The 21,138-nt window shown below is 59.5% G+C and carries 22 protein-coding genes and 1 tRNA gene; 10 read left to right on the forward strand and 13 right to left on the reverse strand.

Annotation, left to right across the window (positions count from 1 at the left end; translation table 11 throughout):
* Window positions 1-58: 58 nt before the first annotated feature.
* A complete protein-coding gene (gene degS, locus LB453_RS20015; protein WP_103793743.1) occupies window positions 59-1,123 on the forward strand; it encodes an outer membrane-stress sensor serine endopeptidase DegS in 1,065 nt (354 codons plus the stop codon).
* Window positions 1,124-1,200: 77 nt separating this feature from the next.
* On the opposite strand, the gene epmA is transcribed toward degS, so the two are convergent.
* On the reverse strand, window positions 1,201-2,178 hold the full coding sequence (epmA, locus tag LB453_RS20020; protein ID WP_103793742.1) for an elongation factor P--(R)-beta-lysine ligase: 978 nt from the start codon (window positions 2,176-2,178) through the stop codon (window positions 1,201-1,203).
* Between the two features lie 133 nt (window positions 2,179-2,311).
* On the opposite strand from epmA, the gene LB453_RS20025 reads away from it, so the two are divergent.
* On the forward strand, window positions 2,312-2,836 hold the full coding sequence (locus LB453_RS20025) for a lipocalin family protein (protein ID WP_103793741.1): 525 nt from the start codon (window positions 2,312-2,314) through the stop codon (window positions 2,834-2,836).
* Window positions 2,837-2,869: 33 nt separating this feature from the next.
* On the opposite strand, the gene LB453_RS20030 is transcribed toward LB453_RS20025, so the two are convergent.
* From LB453_RS20030 to efp, 3 genes are all read right to left on the reverse strand, one after another.
* Window positions 2,870-3,004: an entericidin A/B family lipoprotein gene (locus tag LB453_RS20030; RefSeq protein WP_033749247.1), complete on the reverse strand. Its 135-nt coding sequence runs from the start codon at window positions 3,002-3,004 to the stop codon at window positions 2,870-2,872.
* Between the two features lie 103 nt (window positions 3,005-3,107).
* Entirely contained in the window at window positions 3,108-3,239 is a 132-nt protein-coding gene (locus LB453_RS20035) for an entericidin A/B family lipoprotein (RefSeq protein ID WP_103793740.1), read from the reverse strand.
* Between the two features lie 51 nt (window positions 3,240-3,290).
* Window positions 3,291-3,857, reverse strand: coding sequence for an elongation factor P (gene efp, locus LB453_RS20040; RefSeq protein WP_033793280.1), 567 nt, complete (start codon window positions 3,855-3,857; stop codon window positions 3,291-3,293).
* A 41-nt stretch (window positions 3,858-3,898) separates the two neighbouring features.
* On the opposite strand from efp, the gene epmB reads away from it, so the two are divergent.
* Window positions 3,899-4,927, forward strand: a complete 1,029-nt coding sequence (gene epmB / locus LB453_RS20045) for an EF-P beta-lysylation protein EpmB (RefSeq protein ID WP_103793739.1) — start codon at window positions 3,899-3,901, stop codon at window positions 4,925-4,927.
* A gap of 73 nt (window positions 4,928-5,000) precedes the next feature.
* Here the strand turns inward: epmB and LB453_RS20050 are convergent, their stop codons facing one another.
* The 4 genes from LB453_RS20050 to LB453_RS20065 all read right to left on the reverse strand — a co-directional run bounded on the left by LB453_RS20050 (window position 5,001) and on the right by LB453_RS20065 (window position 8,236).
* Window positions 5,001-5,357, reverse strand: a complete 357-nt coding sequence (locus tag LB453_RS20050) for a DUF4156 domain-containing protein (RefSeq protein WP_103793738.1) — start codon at window positions 5,355-5,357, stop codon at window positions 5,001-5,003.
* A gap of 194 nt (window positions 5,358-5,551) precedes the next feature.
* Complete coding sequence (gene groL, locus LB453_RS20055; protein WP_103793737.1) at window positions 5,552-7,201, reverse strand: chaperonin GroEL; 1,650 nt, start codon at window positions 7,199-7,201, stop codon at window positions 5,552-5,554.
* Window positions 7,202-7,246: 45 nt separating this feature from the next.
* Window positions 7,247-7,540, reverse strand: a complete 294-nt coding sequence (locus tag LB453_RS20060) for a co-chaperone GroES (RefSeq protein WP_033749242.1) — start codon at window positions 7,538-7,540, stop codon at window positions 7,247-7,249.
* A gap of 237 nt (window positions 7,541-7,777) precedes the next feature.
* Window positions 7,778-8,236, reverse strand: a complete 459-nt coding sequence (locus LB453_RS20065; RefSeq protein WP_033749241.1) for an FxsA family protein — start codon at window positions 8,234-8,236, stop codon at window positions 7,778-7,780.
* A 347-nt stretch (window positions 8,237-8,583) separates the two neighbouring features.
* On the opposite strand from LB453_RS20065, the gene aspA reads away from it, so the two are divergent.
* The 6 genes from aspA to LB453_RS20095 all read left to right on the forward strand — a co-directional run bounded on the left by aspA (window position 8,584) and on the right by LB453_RS20095 (window position 14,305).
* Window positions 8,584-10,020, forward strand: coding sequence for an aspartate ammonia-lyase (gene aspA, locus LB453_RS20070; protein WP_103793736.1), 1,437 nt, complete (start codon window positions 8,584-8,586; stop codon window positions 10,018-10,020).
* A 102-nt stretch (window positions 10,021-10,122) separates the two neighbouring features.
* Window positions 10,123-11,424, forward strand: coding sequence for an anaerobic C4-dicarboxylate transporter (locus LB453_RS20075; protein WP_224481560.1), 1,302 nt, complete (start codon window positions 10,123-10,125; stop codon window positions 11,422-11,424).
* A 76-nt stretch (window positions 11,425-11,500) separates the two neighbouring features.
* A complete protein-coding gene (gene cutA, locus LB453_RS20080) occupies window positions 11,501-11,815 on the forward strand; it encodes a divalent cation tolerance protein CutA (RefSeq protein WP_103793734.1) in 315 nt (104 codons plus the stop codon).
* The gene (locus LB453_RS20085) at window positions 11,791-13,491 is read left to right on the forward strand and encodes a protein-disulfide reductase DsbD (RefSeq protein WP_103793733.1); all 1,701 of its coding nucleotides are present in this window, start codon (window positions 11,791-11,793) and stop codon (window positions 13,489-13,491) included. The genes cutA and LB453_RS20085 overlap by 25 nt, the downstream gene beginning before the upstream one ends.
* A gap of 52 nt (window positions 13,492-13,543) precedes the next feature.
* The gene (dicD, locus tag LB453_RS20090; protein WP_103793732.1) at window positions 13,544-14,122 is read left to right on the forward strand and encodes a division control transcriptional repressor DicD; all 579 of its coding nucleotides are present in this window, start codon (window positions 13,544-13,546) and stop codon (window positions 14,120-14,122) included.
* A gap of 107 nt (window positions 14,123-14,229) precedes the next feature.
* Window positions 14,230-14,305 (forward strand) — tRNA-Phe (locus LB453_RS20095).
* Window positions 14,306-14,536: 231 nt separating this feature from the next.
* Here the strand turns inward: LB453_RS20095 and argE are convergent.
* The 5 genes from argE to LB453_RS20120 form a co-directional block, all read right to left on the reverse strand.
* Window positions 14,537-15,688, reverse strand: a complete 1,152-nt coding sequence (gene argE, locus LB453_RS20100; RefSeq protein ID WP_103793731.1) for an acetylornithine deacetylase — start codon at window positions 15,686-15,688, stop codon at window positions 14,537-14,539.
* Window positions 15,681-16,355 (reverse strand): DUF1028 domain-containing protein, encoded by a 675-nt coding sequence (locus LB453_RS20105; protein ID WP_103793730.1) that lies wholly within the window; start codon window positions 16,353-16,355, stop codon window positions 15,681-15,683. Before LB453_RS20105 ends, argE begins: the two co-directional genes overlap by 8 nt.
* On the reverse strand, window positions 16,352-16,786 hold the full coding sequence (locus LB453_RS20110) for a RidA family protein (protein WP_103794030.1): 435 nt from the start codon (window positions 16,784-16,786) through the stop codon (window positions 16,352-16,354). The genes LB453_RS20105 and LB453_RS20110 overlap by 4 nt, the downstream gene beginning before the upstream one ends.
* An 18-nt stretch (window positions 16,787-16,804) precedes the next feature.
* The gene (locus tag LB453_RS20115) at window positions 16,805-18,070 is read right to left on the reverse strand and encodes a flavin-containing monooxygenase (protein WP_103793729.1); all 1,266 of its coding nucleotides are present in this window, start codon (window positions 18,068-18,070) and stop codon (window positions 16,805-16,807) included.
* A gap of 151 nt (window positions 18,071-18,221) precedes the next feature.
* Window positions 18,222-19,142: a LysR substrate-binding domain-containing protein gene (locus tag LB453_RS20120; protein WP_103794029.1), complete on the reverse strand. Its 921-nt coding sequence runs from the start codon at window positions 19,140-19,142 to the stop codon at window positions 18,222-18,224.
* A 465-nt stretch (window positions 19,143-19,607) separates the two neighbouring features.
* Here LB453_RS20120 and LB453_RS20125 point away from each other — a divergent pair, with 465 nt between their 5' ends.
* Entirely contained in the window at window positions 19,608-21,128 is a 1,521-nt protein-coding gene (locus LB453_RS20125; protein WP_103793728.1) for an amino acid ABC transporter permease/ATP-binding protein, read from the forward strand.
* Window positions 21,129-21,138 lie beyond the last annotated feature (10 nt).

Here is a 21,138-nt window from a genome sequence, read left to right on the forward strand (position 1 = left end):
TGTTCGCCTTTCTCGTGCTATTCTGCCCTGCGATCTCCCCCTGGCATAAGTTAACACCATGTTTCCTAAACTTTTGCGTTCAGTGGTGTTGGGCCTGATTGTCGCGGGCATTTTGCTTGCGGCGCTGCCCGCACTGCGCATGGGCGGCACCAGCGCCCTTCTTAACCATGAAGACAGCGAAGACGAAACGCCCTTCAGCTTTAACGCCGGCGTCCGCCGCGCCGTGCCTGCCGTGGTCAACGTCTACAACCGCAGCGCCCACGGCAATAACAACCGCGGCATTACTACGCTGGGCTCCGGCGTGATCATGAACGCCAAAGGTTATATCCTGACCAACAAGCACGTTATTAATAACGCCGATCAGATTATCGTCGCGCTGCAGGATGGCCGCTTTTTTGAGGCCAACCTGGTCGGCTCTGACGCCATGACCGATCTGGCGGTGCTGAAGATCACCGCCTCCAGCCTGCCGGTGATCCCGATTAACCCGCACCGCGTGCCGCATATTGGCGACGTGGTGATGGCAATCGGCAATCCCTATAACCTGGGGCAAACCGTCACGCAGGGCATTATCAGCGCCACGGGCCGCGTCGGCCTCAGCTCCTCGGGACGCCAGAACTTCCTGCAAACCGACGCCTCTATCAATCAGGGCAACTCCGGCGGCGCGCTGATTAACTCGCTGGGCGAGCTGATGGGCATCAATACCCTGACCTTTGATAAAAGCAACGACGGCGAGACGCCGGAAGGCATTGGCTTTGCCATCCCTACCGCGCTGGCGAGCAAGATTATGGACAAGCTGATCCGCGACGGCCGCGTTATCCGCGGCTATATCGGCATCACCGGGCGCGAGCTGCCCGCCCTGCACAATCAGGGCAGCGGCATCGATCACGTTCAGGGCATTATCGTCAGCGTGGTGACGCCGGACGGTCCGGCGGAGAAAGCGGGCGTGCAGGTCAACGACGTGCTGCTGAGCGTGAACGGCAAACCGGCCATCTCCGCGCAGGAGACCATGGACCAGGTCGCGGAGATCCGCCCAGGCTCAGTGATTAAAGTCGAGGTGCTGCGCAACGATCGGAAGCTGACGCTGCCGGTGACCATTCAGGAGTTTCCCGACAGCGGGAATTAACCGAGCGTCTTTCCGGCCGCAACGGCATTAAAACGCGGGTAGCGGGAACCGAAGAGCAAAGCGTCCCGCTAGCTTGTTTAGCTGCGATCCACCGGAAACGCGATAACCTCACTCAGGGAATCCGCCTTCAGCGCCAGCATAATCAAACGATCCACGCCCAGCGCCACGCCGGAACAGGCTGGCATGCCGTGCGCCAGCGCATCCAGCAGATAAGTATCGACCGGATGCTGAGGCAGCCCGCGCGCCGCGCGTCGACGGTTATCCTGCTCGAAGCGCTGACGCTGTTCGCGGCTGTCGGTCAGCTCGCGGAAGCCGTTCGCCAGCTCCACGCCTTTGTAGTAGACCTCGAAACGCTCCGCGACGCGGTGATCCTCGGTGCTGATCTCGGCCAGCGCCGCCTGGCTGGCAGGAAAATGATAGACGAAGGTCGGCTTATCAATGCCGATCTTCGGCTCCACGCCCAGCATAAACAGCAGCATCAGCAGGGTATCGCGATCTTCTTCGCGGTTCGCCAGCTCGCCTTCGCCCAGCTTCTCCGCCGCTTCGCGCAGCTGCGCCTTATCGGCTGACAGCGGGTCGAGATCGAGATGGCGAATAAACGCCTGCTGATAAGAGAGCGATTCCGCGCTGTCGCACTCCAGCACCTGCTGCAGCAAATCGTCAACCTCGTTCATCAGGCGGTACATATCGTAGTGCGGGCGATACCACTCCAGCATGGTGAATTCAGGATTATGGTGACGCCCCGCCTCTTCATTGCGGAAACAGCGCCCCATCTGATAGATCGGTCCGCTGCCTGCCGCCAGCAGGCGCTTCATATGGTATTCCGGGCTGGTCATCAGCCAGAGATCGCGTCCCTGCGTTGCGCCGGGACCGACAAAGCGCGTCTGGAAGGGCACCAGATGGATATCAGTGACGGTTGCCTGGCTCATCGCCGGCGTATCCACCTCCAGCACGCCGCGATCGGCAAAGAAACGTCGGATTTCCGCAAGGATAGCCGCTCGTTTCAACAAATTGGCAATAGGTGCGCTCGGCTGCCAGCTTGCCGTTTCGCTCATGTTGATGACTCCTTATAAAATAAGGGGTGGAAGTCTACCTGTATTGCATCCGGCAGACAATCAGCCGTCCGATACCAGAGAAAGATCGCAGCGGCACCTATACTTAATCTGTTCAATCAAAAAGGAATCGTTTATGTCTCCATGGAAAACCTTTATCGCAGGCCTCGGTTCAATGCTGTCAGTAGCCTGCTCTACTACGCCCCCAAAAAACGTTACCGTCGTCGAAGGGTTCGACAGCCAGCGCTATCTCGGCACCTGGTATGAGATCGCGCGCCTCGATCACCGCTTTGAGCGCGGCCTGGAACAGGTTACGGCGACCTACAGCCCGCGCGACGACGGTGGTCTGAAGGTCATTAACCGCGGCTACAAGCCGCAGAAGCAGAAATGGCAGGAGAGCGTAGGCAAGGCGTACTTTACCGGCGATCCGCAGCGCGCCGCGCTGAAAGTCTCTTTCTTCGGGCCTTTCTACGGCGGCTACAATGTTATCGCGCTGGACAAGGAGTACCGCTATGCGCTGGTATGCGGTCCGAATCGTCACTACCTGTGGATATTGTCGCGCACGCCGCAGCTGGATGAGGGCGTGAAGCAAAAGCTGGTGGATCAGGCGCGGCAGGCCGGTTTCCCGGTGGAAGAGCTGATTTGGGTCAGGCAGAAATAACCGGTACGACGAGATCGTACCGGCTTGAAGAAATTACTGCGCAGTACGCTGAATAGCCTGGCCGCCCGCTTCTACATCCTCGCCGACACCTCGCGTGGTGTTGCAGGCGGACAGCAGAGAAGAGAGCACCAGCACTGAGAAAATCGCAACAATACTTTTCTTTAACATGGCAATATCCTTTTTGTGGTTGCAGTCAAGTACAGCGCTTTAAGCATAGACTGCTTATGGCCAAACGTACTGAAACACACCGAAAAAAGGTTATCGGACAGGACTATTTTGCCGCGCGCGAAATAGCGCCGCCAAGGTGGGAAACATCTTCGCCGAAGCCATGAAAGGTATTGCAGGCGCTGAGCGCTGAACAGGCCAGCAGCGCAAGAGTGAAAAGCAGTAGCTGTTTTTTCATTCTTCTTTACTCACACAGGAAAAAGGCGCATCCCGGGATGCGCCTTCGCACTTATTTTACGCGTGAAACGTATTCGCCGGAGCGGGTATCGACTTTAACCACTTCGCCGATCTGGACGAACAGCGGCACTTTAACCACGGCGCCGGTCGCCAGTTTAGCAGGCTTGCCGCCGGTGCCAGCGGTATCGCCTTTCAGGCCCGGATCGGTTTCAATGACTTCAGCTTCGATAAAGTTCGGCGCCTGTACGGCGATAGCTTTGTTGTTCCACAGGGTGACGATACACTCTGCGTTGTCCTGCAGCCACTTCTGCACATCTTCCAGCACTTTCGATTCAACCTGATACTGCTCGAAGGTTTCCGGGTGCATAAAGTAGAAGAAGTCGCCGTCGTTATAAGAGTACTGCAGCGTCATATCAATAACGTCCGCGCCTTCAGCTGAGTCGGTAGACTTGAAGGTTTTCTCAACGCGCGTGCCGGTCAGCAGACGACGCATTTTTACGCGTGCGAATGCCTGGCCTTTACCTGGCTTAACGAATTCACTGGATTCGATGGCGTAAGGCTCGCCTTCGAACATGATTTTAAGACCGGAACGAAAATCGTTGCTAAGATAAGTCGCCATAAAGGCCCTCTGTAAATATTGAACTGGTAATAGCCAAAAAAATGGCACACATTGTAACCCTAAAAACCCCTTCCAGAGAAGATTGGTTGCAGCAACTTGCTGATGTTGTCACCGAACCTGATGAATTACTACGTCTTTTAGGCCTTGAAGGGCATGCGGAACTGGCCGCTGGCCGCGACGCCCGCCAGCTTTTTGCGCTGCGCGTGCCGCGCGCCTTTATCGCCCGCATGAAGCCGGGTGACGCGCAGGATCCTCTGCTGCTTCAGGTGCTTACCCAGCGCGAAGAGTTTGTCCAGGCGCCGGGCTACAGCGCCGATCCGCTCGACGAACAGAGCAGCGTCGTACCGGGCTTATTGCATAAATACAGAAACCGCGCCCTGCTGCTGGTCAAAGGCGGCTGCGCGGTCAACTGCCGCTACTGCTTCCGTCGCCACTTCCCCTATCAGGATAATCCCGGCAACAAGCGCAGCTGGCAGGGGGCTATCGACTATATCGCCGCTCATCCCGAGCTGGATGAAATTATCTTCTCCGGCGGCGATCCGCTGATGGCGAAAGATCATGAGCTGGCGTGGCTGATTGAGGCGCTGGCAGCTATACCGCATCTGAAGCGTCTGCGTATCCATAGCCGCCTGCCGGTGGTTATTCCGGCGCGCATCACCGATGAACTGTGCCGAATGCTGGCGGAGACGCGCCTGCAGGTTTTGATGGTGACGCATATTAACCATGCGCAGGAGATCGATGCGTCGCTGGCGGCGGCGATGCAGCAGCTGAAGCGCGCCGGCGTGACGCTGCTAAACCAGAGCGTGCTGCTGCGCGGCGTCAATAACGACGCCCAGGCGCTCGCCGATCTCAGCAACGCGCTGTTCGACGCGGGCATTCTGCCCTACTACCTGCACGTTCTCGATAAGGTGCAAGGCGCGGCGCACTTTTACGTCTCTGACGACGAGGCGCGCGCGCTGGTGCGCACGCTGCTGACAAAGGTGTCCGGCTATATGGTGCCAAAGCTGGCGCGAGAGATTGGCGGCGAGCCGAGCAAGACACCGCTCGACCTGCAGCTGCGTCAGGCGTAGCGCGCCTGCTTTGCGCGCGCAAAAATTAACGGCCGGTTAAAACCGGCCGTTTTCTACAGGATGGCGAACGCGATCAGGCTTTCGCCGGGCACTTGTAGACCTGCCCGTTCATTTTGCTGTCCAGAGGCGCGAAAGCGGACCACAGGTTTTGCGTCGGGCTGGTGGCGCCGTAAATCACATTGCCGCCCATTTCCGCTGCGCGGTTGCGCAGATCGTTAGCTGCGCCGCGCAGCGAGCTGCCCTCGCCGCCGGAACCGCTCAGCCAGTTACTCTGTGAACCGGTGACATTACCCAGCAGCTGACATTCGCTGCCCGGTTGTTGATCGGTGAAGGTGACACGTTCGCCGCCAGCGCTCAGCTGGTGAGAGCTGCTGCATCCCGCCAGCAACAAGGTACTGACTGCCAGTCCGAGCAAGAGGTTAATCCGCATTGTAATCCCCATTTATTATCATCAGTATCGGGCGGCAGCGTAGCAGAAAAGTATCTCTTTTTTCTGAACATTCATTGCCCTGAGCCCGCAAAGCCGAAGGTTTGCGCCCTTACTTATACCCTTTTCATCCGCAAAAGAAAAACCCCCGACCGTTTCCGATCGGGGGTTTTCAGAGAGCAAAAGCGTCAGGGCAATTACATCATGCCGCCCATACCGCCCATGCCACCCATGCCGCCAGCGCCAGCACCTAAGTCAGGCGCGTCGCTTTTCGGCAGGTCGGTCACCATGCATTCGGTAGTGATCATCAGACCAGCAACAGAGGCCGCGTACTGCAGGGCAGAACGGGTCACTTTGGTTGGGTCCAGGATACCGAAGTCGATCATGTTGCCGTACTCTTCAGTCTGCGCGTTGTAACCGTAGTTACCGTCGCCCGCTTTCACGTTGTTAGCGACAACAGACGGCTCTTCGCCGGCGTTAGAGACGATCTGACGCAGCGGTGCTTCCATTGCGCGCAGCGCAACTTTGATACCGACGTTCTGATCTTCGTTCTGACCACGCAGATCGGCCAGCTGTGCTGCAACGCGAACCAGCGCCACGCCGCCACCCGCTACCACGCCTTCCTCTACCGCAGCACGGGTTGCGTGCAGGGCATCTTCAACGCGGGCTTTCTTCTCTTTCATTTCAACTTCAGTTGCTGCGCCTACTTTCAGAACGGCCACGCCGCCTGCCAGTTTCGCTACACGCTCCTGCAGTTTTTCTTTGTCGTAGTCAGAGGTTGCTTCTTCGATCTGCTGACGAATCTGGGTTACACGGCCCTGAATCGTCGCCTCTTCACCCACGCCATCGATGATGGTGGTGGTGTCTTTGTTGATAACCACGCGTTTTGCCTGGCCCAGATCTTCCAGCGCCGCTTTTTCCAGCTCCATACCGATCTCTTCAGAGATAACGGTACCGCCGGTCAGGATAGCGATATCCTGCAGCATCGCTTTACGACGGTCGCCGAAGCCCGGCGCTTTCACCGCAGCAACTTTCACGATGCCGCGCATGGTGTTGACCACCAGCGTTGCCAGCGCTTCGCCTTCAACGTCTTCAGCAACGATCAGCAGCGGTTTGCCTGCTTTAGCAACGGCTTCCAGCACCGGCAGCATTTCGCGGATGTTGGAGATTTTTTTGTCAGCCAGCAGGATGAACGGTGATTCCAGCTCAACTGCGCCCGTTTCCGGCTTGTTGATGAAGTACGGAGAGAGGTAGCCGCGATCGAACTGCATACCTTCAACCACGTCCAGCTCGTCCTGCAGACCGGTGCCTTCTTCAACGGTGATAACGCCTTCTTTACCCACTTTTTCCATCGCCTGGGCGATCAGGGTGCCGACGCTCTCATCGGAGTTAGCGGAAATGGTGCCGACCTGAGCGATAGCTTTAGAGTCTGAGCAAGGAACAGAGAGCGCTTTCAGCTGCTCAACCGCTGCAACAACGGCCTGGTCGATACCGCGCTTCAGATCCATCGGGTTCATACCCGCAGCCACAGCTTTCAGGCCCTCGGTGATGATTGACTGCGCCAGTACGGTTGCGGTGGTGGTACCGTCGCCTGCTGCGTCGTTCGCTTTAGAGGCAACTTCTTTCACCATCTGCGCGCCCATGTTTTCGAACTTGTCTTCCAGTTCGATCTCACGCGCTACGGACACGCCATCTTTCGTGATGGTCGGTGCACCAAAAGATTTATCCAGAACCACGTTACGGCCTTTCGGGCCCAGGGTAACTTTTACTGCATCTGCCAGTACGTTCACGCCGCGCAGCATTTTTACGCGAGCGTCATTACCGAATTTTACGTCTTTAGCTGCCATTTCAATTGTCCCTTAAATTCGTTTCGTTCAGTGAGTTCCGCGTAATTACGCTTCAACAATCGCCAGAATGTCGCTTTCAGAGATGATCAGCACTTCTTCGTTGTCGATCTTTTCAGTTTTCGCGCCGTAGCCTTCGCTAAAGATCACCAGATCGCCAACTTTAACGTCCAGCGGCTTCACTTCACCATTTTCCAGGATGCGACCATTGCCCACGGCCAGTACTTCGCCACGGGTTGATTTGCCTGCTGCAGAGCCGGTCAGAACGATGCCGCCAGCAGATTTAGCTTCAACTTCTTTACGCTTGACGATAACGCGATCGTGCAACGGACGAATTTTCATTAGATAGCTCTCCTTTGAGAAGTCCAATCATTCAGTTTCTGGGTTGAACGCCGGGCTGCAGGGCTTCCGGCCTCGTGGTGCAAGAGATAGGGTCGGTTAAAATGGCTTTCAAGGGGCGCCAGGACAATTTTTTTACCTGGCGATGACAACTGCCCATATTTTGCGCAAAAGGGCCGCATTTCGCGCCGCGCATAAAAAAAGCGCGACCTCAGGTCACGCTTCTCTTCTGAACCGCCTTTAGCGATCGTGGCGATCGTCATGGCCGATGCGGTCGCTGTCCTTGCGCTCATACTCACCATCCACGGTGAATCCGCTGTCCGGGCCGGCGCCAGGGCCGCGCCAGACGCGCAGGTGGGGCATCAGCTTCAGGGTCAGATGCTTTTGCACCGGCGGCAACAGCAGCAGCAGGCCGAGGAAGTCGGTAAAGAAGCCAGGCAGCAGCAGCAGGAAACCCGCGATGATCAGCGACACGCTTTTAATCATCTCTTCGGCCGGGCTCTCGTTGCGCGCCAGCTTCTCCTGCATCAGCATAAAGTTTTTCATGCCCTGGTTTTTCACCAGCGACACGCCGATTGCCGAGGTGAAAATCACCAGCAGCATGGTCAGCAACACGCCCAGCGCGTGAGCCACCTGAATAAACAGGGTGATCTCAATCCAGGCGAGCGCAAAAATAATGATTAACGGTAACCAGCGCACCGTATTCTCCTTTTAGTCGGGCTGCTCTGCGTCAGGCAGGCAGCGGAAAATGCCCTGTCAAACGGCATAGCCATGAGATGGGCCTGCCGTAACGCTAATTCAACCGCTGTTTTCAAATATTTACAGAAGGGTTAAATTTGTGCGTCATCTCACATATCGTAGTTATTGCAGCAATAATTGATGCATGGATACCTGTCCATGCTCGCGCTTTAGCCCGGCGGCAGCATATGATCGTGCGCGCCGGTGTCGAGGCGGATACACTGTCGGCTCCGGCTTTCCACGACAAATCAATACATCACCTGTGATGGATAGCGCCAGCGCAAGCGGCCAATAACAAGAAGGTTATCATGGCGAACAACATTCGTATCGAAGAAGACCTGCTAGGCATGCGTGAAGTCCCCGCGGATGCCTACTACGGCGTTCATACTCTGCGTGCGATTGAAAATTTCCGTATCAGCAACAGTAAAATCAGCGACATCCCTGAATTTGTACGCGGCATGGTGATGGTGAAAAAAGCCGCCGCGCTCGCCAATAAAGAGCTGCAAACCATTCCGCGCAATATCGCCAACACCATTATTCAGGCCTGCGACGAGGTGCTGAATAACGGCAGATGCATGGATCAGTTTCCGGTCGACGTCTATCAGGGCGGCGCGGGCACCTCGGTCAATATGAACACCAACGAAGTGCTGGCCAATATCGGGCTGGAACTGATGGGCCACCAGAAAGGCGAATATCAGTTCCTTAACCCCAACGATCACGTCAATAAATGCCAGTCCACCAACGACGCCTATCCCACCGGCTTCCGTATCGCGGTCTACAGCTCGATTCTCAAGCTGCTGGACGCGATCAAAGAGCTGGGCGAAGGTTTTGAGCGCAAGGCGGCGGAGTTCGAAACCATTCTCAAGATGGGCCGCACCCAGCTGCAGGACGCGGTGCCGATGACGCTCGGCCAGGAGTTCCGCGCTTTCCACGTGCTGCTGAACGAAGAGACGCGCAGCATTCTGCGCACCGCCGAGCTGCTGCTGGAGGTGAACCTGGGTGCCACGGCGATCGGCACGCGCCTCAACACGCCGGACGGCTATCAGCAGCTGGCGGTGCAGCGTCTCGCCGAGGTGAGCAACCTGCCGGTGGTGCCAGCGGAAGATCTGATCGAAGCGACCTCCGACTGCGGTGCTTACGTGATGGTGCACTCGTCGCTGAAGCGCCTGGCGGTGAAGCTGTCGAAGATCTGCAACGACCTGCGCCTGCTCTCTTCCGGCCCGCGCGCAGGCCTGAACGAGATCAACCTGCCGGAACTGCAGGCGGGCTCCTCGATTATGCCCGCCAAGGTCAATCCGGTGGTGCCGGAAGTGGTGAACCAGGTCTGCTTCAAGGTGATTGGCAACGACACCACCTTAACCATGGCGGCGGAAGCGGGCCAGCTGCAGCTCAACGTTATGGAGCCGGTTATTGGCCAGGCGCTGTTCGAGTCGATCAGCATTCTCACCAACGCCTGCTACAACCTGCTGGAGAAATGCGTTAACGGTATTACCGCTAACAAAGCGGTGTGCGAAGCCTACGTCTTTAACTCCATCGGCATCGTGACCTACCTCAACCCGTACATTGGCCATCACAACGGCGATATCGTCGGCAAGATCTGCGCGGAAACCGGTAAAAGCGTGCGCGAAGTGGTGCTGGAGCGCGGCCTGCTGACCGAAAGCGAGCTGGATGACATCTTCTCGGTGCAGAACCTGATGTACCCGGTCTACAAGGCGCGTCGCTACACTGACGAAAACGAACAGTAGGTCTGTTTTCACAATGCGAAAAAAGGCGCGCCGCGATCAACACGGCGCGCCTTTTTATTTGGTACATAACCGGCTCTTTTTCTCACTCTTATGAGGTGACGAATGATCGTCGTTGAATTAGCGATCGTCCTGCTGGCGATCTGGTTAGGCGCGCGTCTGGGCGGTATCGGGATCGGATTCGCCGGCGGGCTGGGCGTGCTGGCGCTGACGCTGCTCTGCGGGCTGAAGCCCGGCGCTATCCCCTTTGACGTGATTGAGATCATTATGGCGGTCATCGCCGCTATCGCCGCGATGCAGGTCGCGGGCGGCATGGATTATCTGGTTAGCCTGGCGGAACGGCTGCTGCGCCGCCATCCGCGCTACGTCACGCTGCTGGCGCCGCTGGTGACTTATACAATGACGCTGCTGGCGGGCACCGGCCATACCGCCTTCTCGACGCTGCCGGTGATAGCCGAAGTGGCGAAAGAGCAAGGCGTGCGCCCGTCGCGTCCACTCTCCATCGCCGTGGTCGCCTCGCAGATCGCCATCACCGCCTCGCCGCTCTCCGCCGCGGTGGTGTTCTTCGCCTCGCTGCTGGAGCCGCGCGGCGTCGGCTATATCGCCCTGCTGGCGATCGCCATCCCCTCAACGATGATCGGCCTGTTTCTCGCCGCGCTGGTCACCAACTTCCTCGGCAAAGAGCTGCACGAAGATGAGGTTTATCAGGCGCGCCTGGCCAGAGGCGAAGTCAAGCTGCGCGGGGCGAGCCGCTATGAAGAGAAGCCCGGTGCCAGACGGTCGGTGCTGCTGTTTCTGGTCGGCATCGTCGCGGTAGTGCTCTACGCCACCGCTATCAGCGACGGCGTAGGCCTGATTGCCAATCCGCCGCTGCCGCGCAACGAGGCGATCGTGGTCCTTATGCTGACCATCGCTACCCTGATCTCGCTGAGCTGCAAAATCGACACCAGCGCTATTCTCAGCGCCAGCACCTTTAAGTCGGGCATGAGCGCCTGCGTCTGCGTAATGGGCGTCGCCTGGCTCGGCGATACTTTTGTCAAAGCGCATATTGGCGAGATCCAGCAGCTGGCGGGTGATTTGCTGCAGCAGGCGCCCTGGCTGCTGGCGGTGGCGCTGTTTTTCGCCTCCATGCTGCTCTATTCGCAGGCGGCCACCGCCAAGGCGCTTATGCCCGCCGCGCTGCTGCTGGGGGTGTCGCCGCATACCGCCATCGCCTCCTTTGCCGCCGTTTCTGCGCTGTTCGTGCTGCCGACCTATCCGACGCTGCTGGCCGCCGTCGAAATGGACGACACCGGCTCGACGCGCATCGGCAAATATGTGTTTAACCACGCCTTTATCGTGCCGGGCGTGCTGGCGATTGCGCTGTCGGTGCTGTTCGGCTTTTTAATCGGCGGCCTGGTGCTGTAGCACGGTTACAACCGGTAAAGCCTGACGTGCGGCGAGCGTGCTATCATCCTCGCTTTCCGCAACCAGGAGCGACGCGATGAACGCCGTTGTGATTCTTTGTACCGCGCCGGATGAAGCCTGCGCGCGAAGGCTCGCCGCTCAGGCGCTGGAGGCGAAGCTTGCCGCCTGCGTTACGCTGCTGCCCGGCGCCACTTCGCTTTACGTCTGGCAGGGCAAGCTGGAGCAGGCCAGCGAAGTCCAGCTGCTGTTAAAAAGCAGTACCACGCACCAGCAGGCGCTAATGGATCTGCTTAAGCGCGAACACCCCTTTGAAGTGCCTGAACTGCTGGCGCTACCGGTTCAACATGGAGACAGTGAATACTTGTCATGGCTGCACGCATCTCTTGTCTGATCGCCTTTGCGCTGGCGCTGTTTATCGCGCTGCCGGCGCAGGCCTCTATTTTCTCTCCAAACGCCAGCAGCCGCTTTGTCCCCGTGGACCAGGCGTTTGCTTTCGATTTCAGCCAGCAGGGCCAGCAGCTGACGCTCAGCTGGAAGGTAAAAGAGGGCTACTACCTTTACCGTCAGCAGATTCATGTCAGCGCGCAGCAGGCGCAGATCGCGCCGGTGGAGCTGCCTCCAGGCCAGTCGCATGAAGATGAGTTTTACGGCAAAAGCGAAATCTACCCGCAGGATCTCAGCGTACCGGTGCAGCTACGCCAGGCCGCCAGCGGCGCCAGCCTCAGGGTGACCTATCAGGGCTGCGCGGCGGCGGGCTTCTGCTATCCGCCCGAGACGCGCACCATCCCGCTAACCGCGGTGGCCGCCGACGCGACGCCGCCAGCGGTCAGCGTCCAGCCCGCGTCGGCCGCGCCGCTGCCCTTCTCGCCGCTCTGGGCGCTGCTGATCGGCATCGGCGTCGCCTTTACCCCCTGCGTGTTGCCGATGTATCCGCTGATCGCCGGAATTATTCTCGGCGGCCAGCGCAGTGGCTCCTTGCTGCGGCTGTTTAGCCTGGCGCTAATCTACGTGCTGGGCATGGCGCTGACCTATACGCTGCTGGGCGTGGTGGTTGCGGCGGCGGGCCTGCGCTTTCAGGCAGCGCTGCAGCATCCTTATGTGCTAATCGGTTTATCGCTGATTTTCACCCTGCTGGCGCTGTCGATGTTCGGCCTGTTCCAGCTGCAGCTGCCCGCCAGCGTTCAGACGCGCCTTACCCTGTGGAGCAACCGCCAGCAGGGCGGCTCGCTGCCGGGGGTGTTCCTGATGGGCGCGCTGGCGGGCCTGATCTGCTCGCCCTGCACCACCGCGCCGCTTAGCGCTATTCTGCTCTATATCGCCCAGAGCGGTAATCTCTGGACCGGCGCGGGCACGCTGTGGCTCTACGCGATGGGCATGGGCCTGCCGTTGATCCTGGTTACGATGTTCGGCAACCGCCTGCTGCCGAAAAGTGGTCCCTGGATGCAGACGGTTAAGCAAGGTTTCGGCTTCGTCATCCTGGCGCTGCCGGTATTTTTGCTGGAACGCGTGCTGGGTGATACGTGGGGCGTGCGGCTCTGGAGCGCGCTGGGCGTCGCCGGTTTCGCCTGGGCCTTTTGCCACAGCCTGCGCGGCCAGGGCGGCAAATGGCGGCTGGTGCAGATAGTGATGCTGGCGGCGGCGCTCGTCAGTGCCCGTCCCTTGCAGGAGTGGGTCTGGGATGCACCGGCCGCATCGCCGACGGCGGCGCCGCTGCCCTTTAAACATATTGCCTCTGCGCCGCAGCTCGACACGGCGCTGCAACAGGCCAACGGCCGCGTCACCATGGTCGATCTCTACGCCGACTGGTGCGTGGCGTGCAAAGAGTTTGAAAAATATACCTTCAGCGAGCCGGGCGTGCGTGAGGCGCTGGGCCGCTACCAGCTGTTGCAGGCAAACGTCACCGCGAATAACGCCACGGATAACGCCCTGTTGCAGCATCTTCAGGTGCTTGGCCTGCCGACCATCCTGTTTTTCGATGCGCAGGGCCGTGAGATCCCCGGCTCGCGCGTGACGGGCTTTCTCAACGCGGAGGATTTCCGCACACATTTGCAGAATCGGGCGCGTTGAACGACACTGGAATTCCCGCCATCGGCGGACTGGTAAAGAGAGGAGACGTCATTTGCAGCGTGAACAGATACTCGAGCATGCGTTAAATGCGCTCGAAAAACATGGACTGGCGGCGACGACGTCATTATTACCGCAGCTGGCGGCCAGCAGCGAAGTGACGCTGCCGCAGCTGGAAGCGCTCTGGCGCGACAGCGACGCCCTGCTCTACGATGCGCTGCGCTATCACGGGCAGCAGATCGACAGCTGGCGGCGTCAGGTATTGCTCAGCGAGCTGGACGGCGAGCAGAAGCTGCTGGCGCGCTATCATGTGCTGAGTGAGCAGGTGCAGAAAGGCCGCTTTCCCGGCTGCCTGTTTATTGCCGCCTGTAGCTTTTATCCGCAGCCGGATCAGCCGGTACACCAGATTGCCGAGCAGCAGAAACAGGCTTCCTGGCATTTCACCCACGCCATTCTGGTAGAGCTGGGGCTGGATAATCCGACGATGGTGGCGGACCAGCTTGAGCTGATCCTGGAAGGCTGCCTCAGCAGGCTGCTGGTGAAGCGCAATGTGCAGGACGTGGCGACAGCCAAACGCCTGGCAGAAGATGTGCTGCGCATCGCGCTGTGCCGGGCTAACGGCGCTCTGGCCTAGGGTTTTGCCGCTTTTGCCTGAAAATCAGGCAATCAGTCACGTTTTCCCGCTTTTTTACCGGAAAGGCGTTGACGCGAAGCGGCCATTACGGTTTAATGCGCCCCGTTGCCCGAATAGCTCAGTCGGTAGAGCAGGGGATTGAAAATCCCCGTGTCCCTGGTTCGATTCCGGGTTCGGGCACCACTAATTAGAGAACCCAGCCTTATGGCTGGGTTTTTGCTTTTGTGCGGAACCCGTTCATCGAAGCGGTTCGATGACCTCGCCGCGTCCAGCGGCTCGCCCTGCGGGTTTGCCGCGCAGGCGCGACAAAGCAAAAATGCTCCCGGCATTTTTGTCCGGGTTCGGGCACCAAAATTTGAAACCCTCGCTTCGGCGGGGGTTTTTGCTTTGTGCGCAATCCGTCGTCGCACCCGGTTAACCGGCGCGCATCCAGTCGCAAAGATTGCCCAGCATCTTCATGCAGCGCTCAAGCTGCTCGACAGCGACAAACTCGTCCGCCTGATGTCCCTGTGCCATACTCCCCGGACCGCATACCAGCGTCGCAATGCCAATCTCGTCGAACAGTCCCCCTTCCGTGCCAAAGGCGACGGTGGAAAAGGTGTCGCTGCCGCTCCACTGCGCCAGCCAGCGGGCGAAGTCGCTCTGCGGATCGGTCAACAGGCCGGGATAGGCGCCCAGCGGCTGAAATGCAATCTCACTCTCCGGCGCCCGCTCGCGCATCGCGGGCAGCAGCTGGTCGCGCGCAAAGGCCGCGATATTCTCCAGCACGCCATCAACATCGGCCGCCGGCAGGGTGCGCAGCTCAAAGTCGAACTGGCAATCCTGCGGCACGATATTGAGCGCTGCCCCGCCCTGAATCGTGCCGACCTGCAGCGTGCTGAACGGCGGATTGAACCGCGCATCCTGCGTCTGCCGCAGCGACTCGCTGACGCTGGCGATATGGCCAATTAGCTGCGCCGCCTGTTCGATGGCGTTAACGCCCTCTGGCGCATAGGCGGAATGACAGGCGCGGCCGCGCACCTGACAGCGCATCGCCACTTTGCCTTTATGACCGTAAACCGGGCGCATTGCCGTGGGCTCGCCGATTATGCAGAGCGCGGGCTTTTCCGGCGATGCGCTGAGGTGGGCCACCAGCGAGCGCACACCCAGACAGCCAACCTCCTCGTCGCAGGAGAAAGCGAGATGTAGCGGCATCCGCAGCGGCTGCGCTAAAAAGCGATCCAGCGACGCCAGCACGCAGGCGATAAACCCTTTCATATCGGCGCTGCCGCGGCCATAGCAGCGCCCGTCGCGCTCGGTCAGCGCAAAAGGCGGTACCGTCCAGCGCTGTCCGTCGACCGGCACCACGTCGGTATGGCCCGACAGCAGCACCCCGCCGTCGCCCGCCGGCCCCAGCCGCGCATAGAGGTTGGCTTTAGCGCCGCTCTCGTCATAAAAAAGCTCAGCCGTAACGCCGCGCCGGGCAAGGACGTCGCGGATAAAGCCGATCAGCGCCAGGTTCGATTCACGGCTGGTGGTATCGAAGGCGAGCAGCGCCGACAGCGTCTCGCGCAGCGCGCTATTCATCGCCCGGCACGCCGTAGCTCGGCGCGTCGCGCGGATCGAGCGCGCGCGTCACGTAGGCCTCCATCTGCGGTTCGTAGGCGAGCCACAGCCGCGACAGCTCGCCGACCGGATCCTCGTCAGCCCAGTCCACGCGCAGATCCACCAGCGGCCAGGTGTAGTCATCCACCACCTTCACGGCGGCGGAATGCACCGGCCCCGCCTCGCCGCCGCGCGCGATGCCCGCCTGAAGCGCGGCGATCAGTCGGCTGGCAAGCTCGCCGGAAGAGGCATCAAACGCGGCAACCATCGCGTCGATTACCGCGCCGTCCGCCAGCATATTGCCCGCCGCCACGCAGTTTTCACCCTGCGCCACCTTCCAGACACCCAGGGTTTCGCTGCCGCTGAAGTGCGCCACCTCGCCGGCGGAGTCGATCACCGTGACCTGGCGATAGTCGCTAAAGCGATCCTCCGCCAGCGCCAGCTTCAGCGCCTGCTGCGCCGACGCGCCCGCTTCCAGCTGCGCCAGGATCTGCTGCCCCAGCGCGGGCAGGGTAATGTTCTGGCTGGAGACCGCGCCCGTTCCCGCCTGCAGCCAGGGGCAGCGCGCGCCGACCGCGATGCTGGAGGAGCTGATGGCAACGCCCAACTGCCCGCTCTCTGGACAGCGCGCGCTAATCGAAAGGGTCATGACGCCTCCTTACCGTGCCAGCTATCCGGGATCACGGCGATGACGTCAATCTCCATCAGCCACTGCGGCTGCGCCAGCGCCGACACCACCAGCCCGGTTGAGATGGGGAAAACGCCTTTTAGCCATTTGCCTACTTCCAGGTAGACCGGCTCGCGGTAGCGCGGATCGGTGATATAGGTGGTGGTTTTCACGATATGGGACAGGTTGCTGCCCGCCTCTTCCAGCAGCTGCTTGACGTTCTTCATCGCCTGCGCCGCCTGCAGGCCCGGTTCGCCCAGCCCGACCAGATTACCGTCGAAATCGGTACCGACCTGGCCGCGGACGTACACGGTGTTGCCTGCGCGCACCGCCTGACAGAGATCGTTATCGAGCGCCTGATTGGGATAGGTCTCTTTGGTGTTAAACATGCGAATACGGGTATGGGTTGGCATCATGGCTCTCCTGCTGGGTTAAAAGGGCGACGCGGACTGGTAGTGCTGATACTGGCGCTGAATCGCAATCTGGTCGGCGATATATTTCGCGTCGTGCCAGACGCCCCAGATAAAAGTAGAGCCGCGCCGGGAGAGCCAGGGCAGGCCGAGAAAGTAGACGCCCGGCTCGGCGGAAACGCCGCGATGGTGCTGCGGTTTGCCCTTCTCATCAAAGGCGTCGACCGCCAGCCAGCTGTAGTCCGCCACATAGCCGGTCGCCCAGATAATGCTGTTCACGCCCGCGCTGGCGAGGTTGAGTTCGCTGAGCGGATGGGCGACGCAGGCGGGATCGGGCAGGAAATGGCGCGCCTCCGGCTCCTCCGGCAGATCGAGGCCGTTGCGGGCGATATAGTCATCCGCCGCATCCAGCAGCGCCAGATAGCTGGCGTCGCCGCGCGCGATGTTCTGCGCGAGGTCGGGCTGAAACCGCACCGTTTCGCCGTCGAACGCCTGGGTCATGCCGACCAGACTGACGCCCTGGTTCGCCAGCGCGCGGAAATCTACGGTATGGCCGCCGCGCGCCCCGCTGACGGCGATGGTGACGTGCTCTTTACCCGGCTGGCTCGCCGCCGCGTCCCACATGCCGAGCACCCCCAGCCACCAGCAGAAATCGCGGTTGCGATAGGCGCGCGGTGGGCGATCGTGCGGGCCAACCGAGAGATAGACCCTTCTGCCCGCGCGCTGCAGCTCATCGGCGATCTGCACGCCAGAGGATCCGGCGCCGATCACCAGCACGCCCCCCTCCGGCAGCTGCTGCGGGTTGCGGTAGTCGGCGGAGTGGATCTGCGTCAGGCGCTCGCTGCGCGGCGCGATCCCCGGGATAACCGGCTTCTGAAAGGGGCCGGTGGCCGCCACGATGCGCTGCGCCTCAATCACGCCCTCCGAGGTGTACACGGTAAATCCTGCCCGCCCGCTGTTGCGCTCCACGCGCAGCACCTCCACGCCGGTGCGGATCGGCGCATGAAATTTTTCCGCGTAGGCGACGAAGTAGTCCGCCACCTTCTCTTTGGCGACGAAGCTGTCGGGCGCACACTCCGGAAACGCCATGCCGGGAAAGCGGTCGTGCCAGGCCGGGCCATTCGCCACCAGCGAATCCCAGCGCCCGCTGCGCCAGGCTTCGGCGATGCGGTTTTTCTCCAGCACCAGGTGCGGCACATCGAGGCGGCTCAGGTGTTCGCTCATCGCGACGCCCGCCTGCCCGGCACCAATCACCAGGGTATCAGTCTCTGTTTTCATCTCTGTCATTTCCGCGTCCTTCAACCAGCCGCCGGCCGATATATTCACCATAGGGAAGGTTTCCAAGACTATTTGAGCCGACAGAGCGGGTAAAATATTATAAAGCTAACACCTGCATAGGAATTTATTAGGCTGCGCGGCCTACTCGCCTGAAAAAAAATTATTGACGCAACGGCGCAGGAAAAAGTTCGGCACGACGACAATATTCCATAAACAATTGCGCCGGCCGTGTCGGCTCATTATTTTGCAGATAGGCCATTATCAGCATCGAATCCGCCATCTCATCTTCAATCTCAAGGTGAATTAATTGCTGTCCGTCGTAGGTAATATCGGAGCAGGGACGCGTCACCAGCACGGAAAAACCTAATCCCTGGCCCACCATGCAGCGCACCATTTCAATTGAGGGCGAACTGTAGGCGACCTCAGGATGATAGCCCTTCTCTTTAAAGATGCGGATAAAGTAGTTTTTGCTCGGGATCGCATCCAGCAGGATCATTGGTTCGCGGCTCAGCTGCTGCAGCGTCACCGTCGCCTGGCGCGCCAGCGGATGCGCGGCGGGCAGCAGCGCATAGGGCCGATGCGGCGCGTTCAGCGGTTCTTTTTTGATGGAGTGGTCGAGATCGAGATCGTAAAGAAACGCCAGGTCGAAACGTCCGCGGTGCAGCCCGTGCATCAGCTCATGCTGCTCGCCGTCATACAGCTCGATGGTGATATCGGGATAGATTTTTTTAAACCCGGCGATAAGCTTCGGCAGGTAGAGCGGCGCGGCTGACTCAAAGCAGCCAACGGCGATGGTGCCGGAAACCAGCTGATGCTCGGCGCGCGAGTTCTGCTCAAACTCATAGGAGAGCCGCAGCAGATCGCGTGCCTTCTCGTAGAAACGGCGACCGCCCGGCGTCAGGGAGACACCCTGCGCGTGGTGGCGAATAAACAGCTGCTGATCAAAGGTATCTTCCAGGTTTTTAATGGCGATGGAGATAGAGGGCTGCGCGATATGCAGCTGGCGTGACGCTTCGGCGATGCTCTCTGTTTCGACCACCGTGACAAAGTACTTAAGCTGTTTCAGCGTGAATCGCATCATAAAAACCTTACTTATCTCTTTTAGCGTGCTCGACTGGCGCGCTTTTTTACAGGTCTCTTTTCGCTGCAAGGGCCATGCCACTCCTGCGCCCTGTTAATGCGCAGCCCGCTGGCGTGCGGCGCGCATCAAAAAATTTCCTTTGTTGCTGATATATCAACGCCTGAATAAATCTAATTATGTCGCAAAAAACAGTTATTTTTATCACTGCATCATTTTGGCACAGGACTGCTCTTTAACAGAGCAATCCATTGGCGAGCTAAATTGCGCCCAATGAAAAAGCGCCCCTTTTTAAATTAATCAGCGCGGCGCATCATTTTCCGCCTTTTTTGGCTGGATAGTTTTTTTAAAGTCTGAAGACAACAATTTACTAATTGCCTCAAATTAGCCGCTGCCGCCATAGTGTGAATATATCGACAGCGGCGAATTTTCTGGAATTCGCGTTTATTTGAGCGAGTGAAATGCCTCATGACTTTTAACTGGAACTATATGTTCAGCCTGTTCAGCGACGCCGAATTCTGGCTGGCGACCTGGACCGTCATTAAACTGAGCTTGCTCACCTGGGGCATCAGTATCGTAGTGGGATTTATTCTCGCGCTGGCGAAGCAGTCGAACCGCCTGCTGTTCAACCTGCCGGCGCGCGGCTATATCTGGCTGTTCCGCAGCCTGCCGCTGCTGGTGCTGCTGATTTTCGTCTATAACCTGCCGCAGGCCGCGCCGGGAACCTCTGCGCTGCTGAGCGATCCCTTCTGGGCGGGCCTGATCGCTATGGTGCTCAGCGAAAGCGCCTATATCGCCGAAATTCATCGCGGCGGACTGCTGTCGATTCCCAAAGGCCAGAGCGAAGCCGCGCGGGCGCTCGGCCTGCGCTTCGCCGGTATCCAGTGGCGCATCATTATTCCGCAGGCGGTGCGCGTCGCCCTGCCCGCGCTGGCGAACGAATATATCGCCATCGTTAAGCTCAGCTCGCTGGTATCGGTGATCTCCCTGACCGAGATCCTGATGGTCGGCCAGCGTCTCTATTCGCAGAACTTCCTGGTGATGGAGACCATGGCGGCGGTCGCCTGCTACTACGTGCTGATCGTGACGGTGTTCGACTTCCTGCTGAAGCAGCTGGAGCGCCACCTCGACGTTACCCAGCGCCGTCCGTCAGGCAAGGTGGATGAGCAGCTTTTCGCGCTGGCGCAGCGCGGGGCCACCCCACTGGCGCGCCCGGCGGCGCAGAGCAGCGGCCCGGCGCTGCAGGCCTCGCGCCTGCATAAGGCCTATAACAATGTTGAAGTGCTGGGCGCGGTCAGCCTGCAAATCCAGCCGGGAGAAGTGGTGTCGGTCATTGGCCCTTCCGGCTCCGGCAAAACCACGCTGATCCGCCTGCTGAACGGGCTGGAGCAGATCGACAACGGCGAAATCCGCATTAACGGCCAGCCCTTTATCCATCTCACCCAGCAGGGCGAGCAGAAGCCGCGCTTTATTGAGCACGCCGAACACCGCCTCAACATCGGCATGGTCTTCCAGAGCTTCAACCTGTTCCCGCATCTCAATGTGCTGGACAACCTGATGCTGGCGCCGCGCTACCACCGCCTGGCAGCGCGCGACGAACTCAGGCAGCACGCCTGCGAGCTGCTGCACAAGGTCGGCATGCTGGAGCACGCGTGGAAATATCCGCACCAGCTCTCCGGCGGCCAGCAGCAGCGCGTCGCTATTGCCCGCGCCCTGATGATGCGTCCGCAGATCATGCTGTTTGACGAGCCGACCTCGGCGCTCGATCCGGAAAAGGTCAACGAAGTGCTGCAGGTGATTGAAACCCTGGCGCATGAGGGCATCACCATGGTGATCGTCACCCATGAGATGAACTTCGCCTTTAAGGTCTCTGACCGCATCGTATTTATGGAAAAGGGCCGCGTTGTCTGCGACGACGCGCCGCAGGCGATGCGCAGCGGGCAGCACCCGCGCGTTGAAGCCTTTTTAAAAGATGTTTCTCTGGCTTAACCCATTTAAC

It is taken from the genome of Pantoea agglomerans (assembly GCF_020149765.1).
Taxonomy (GTDB): domain Bacteria; phylum Pseudomonadota; class Gammaproteobacteria; order Enterobacterales; family Enterobacteriaceae; genus Pantoea; species Pantoea alvi.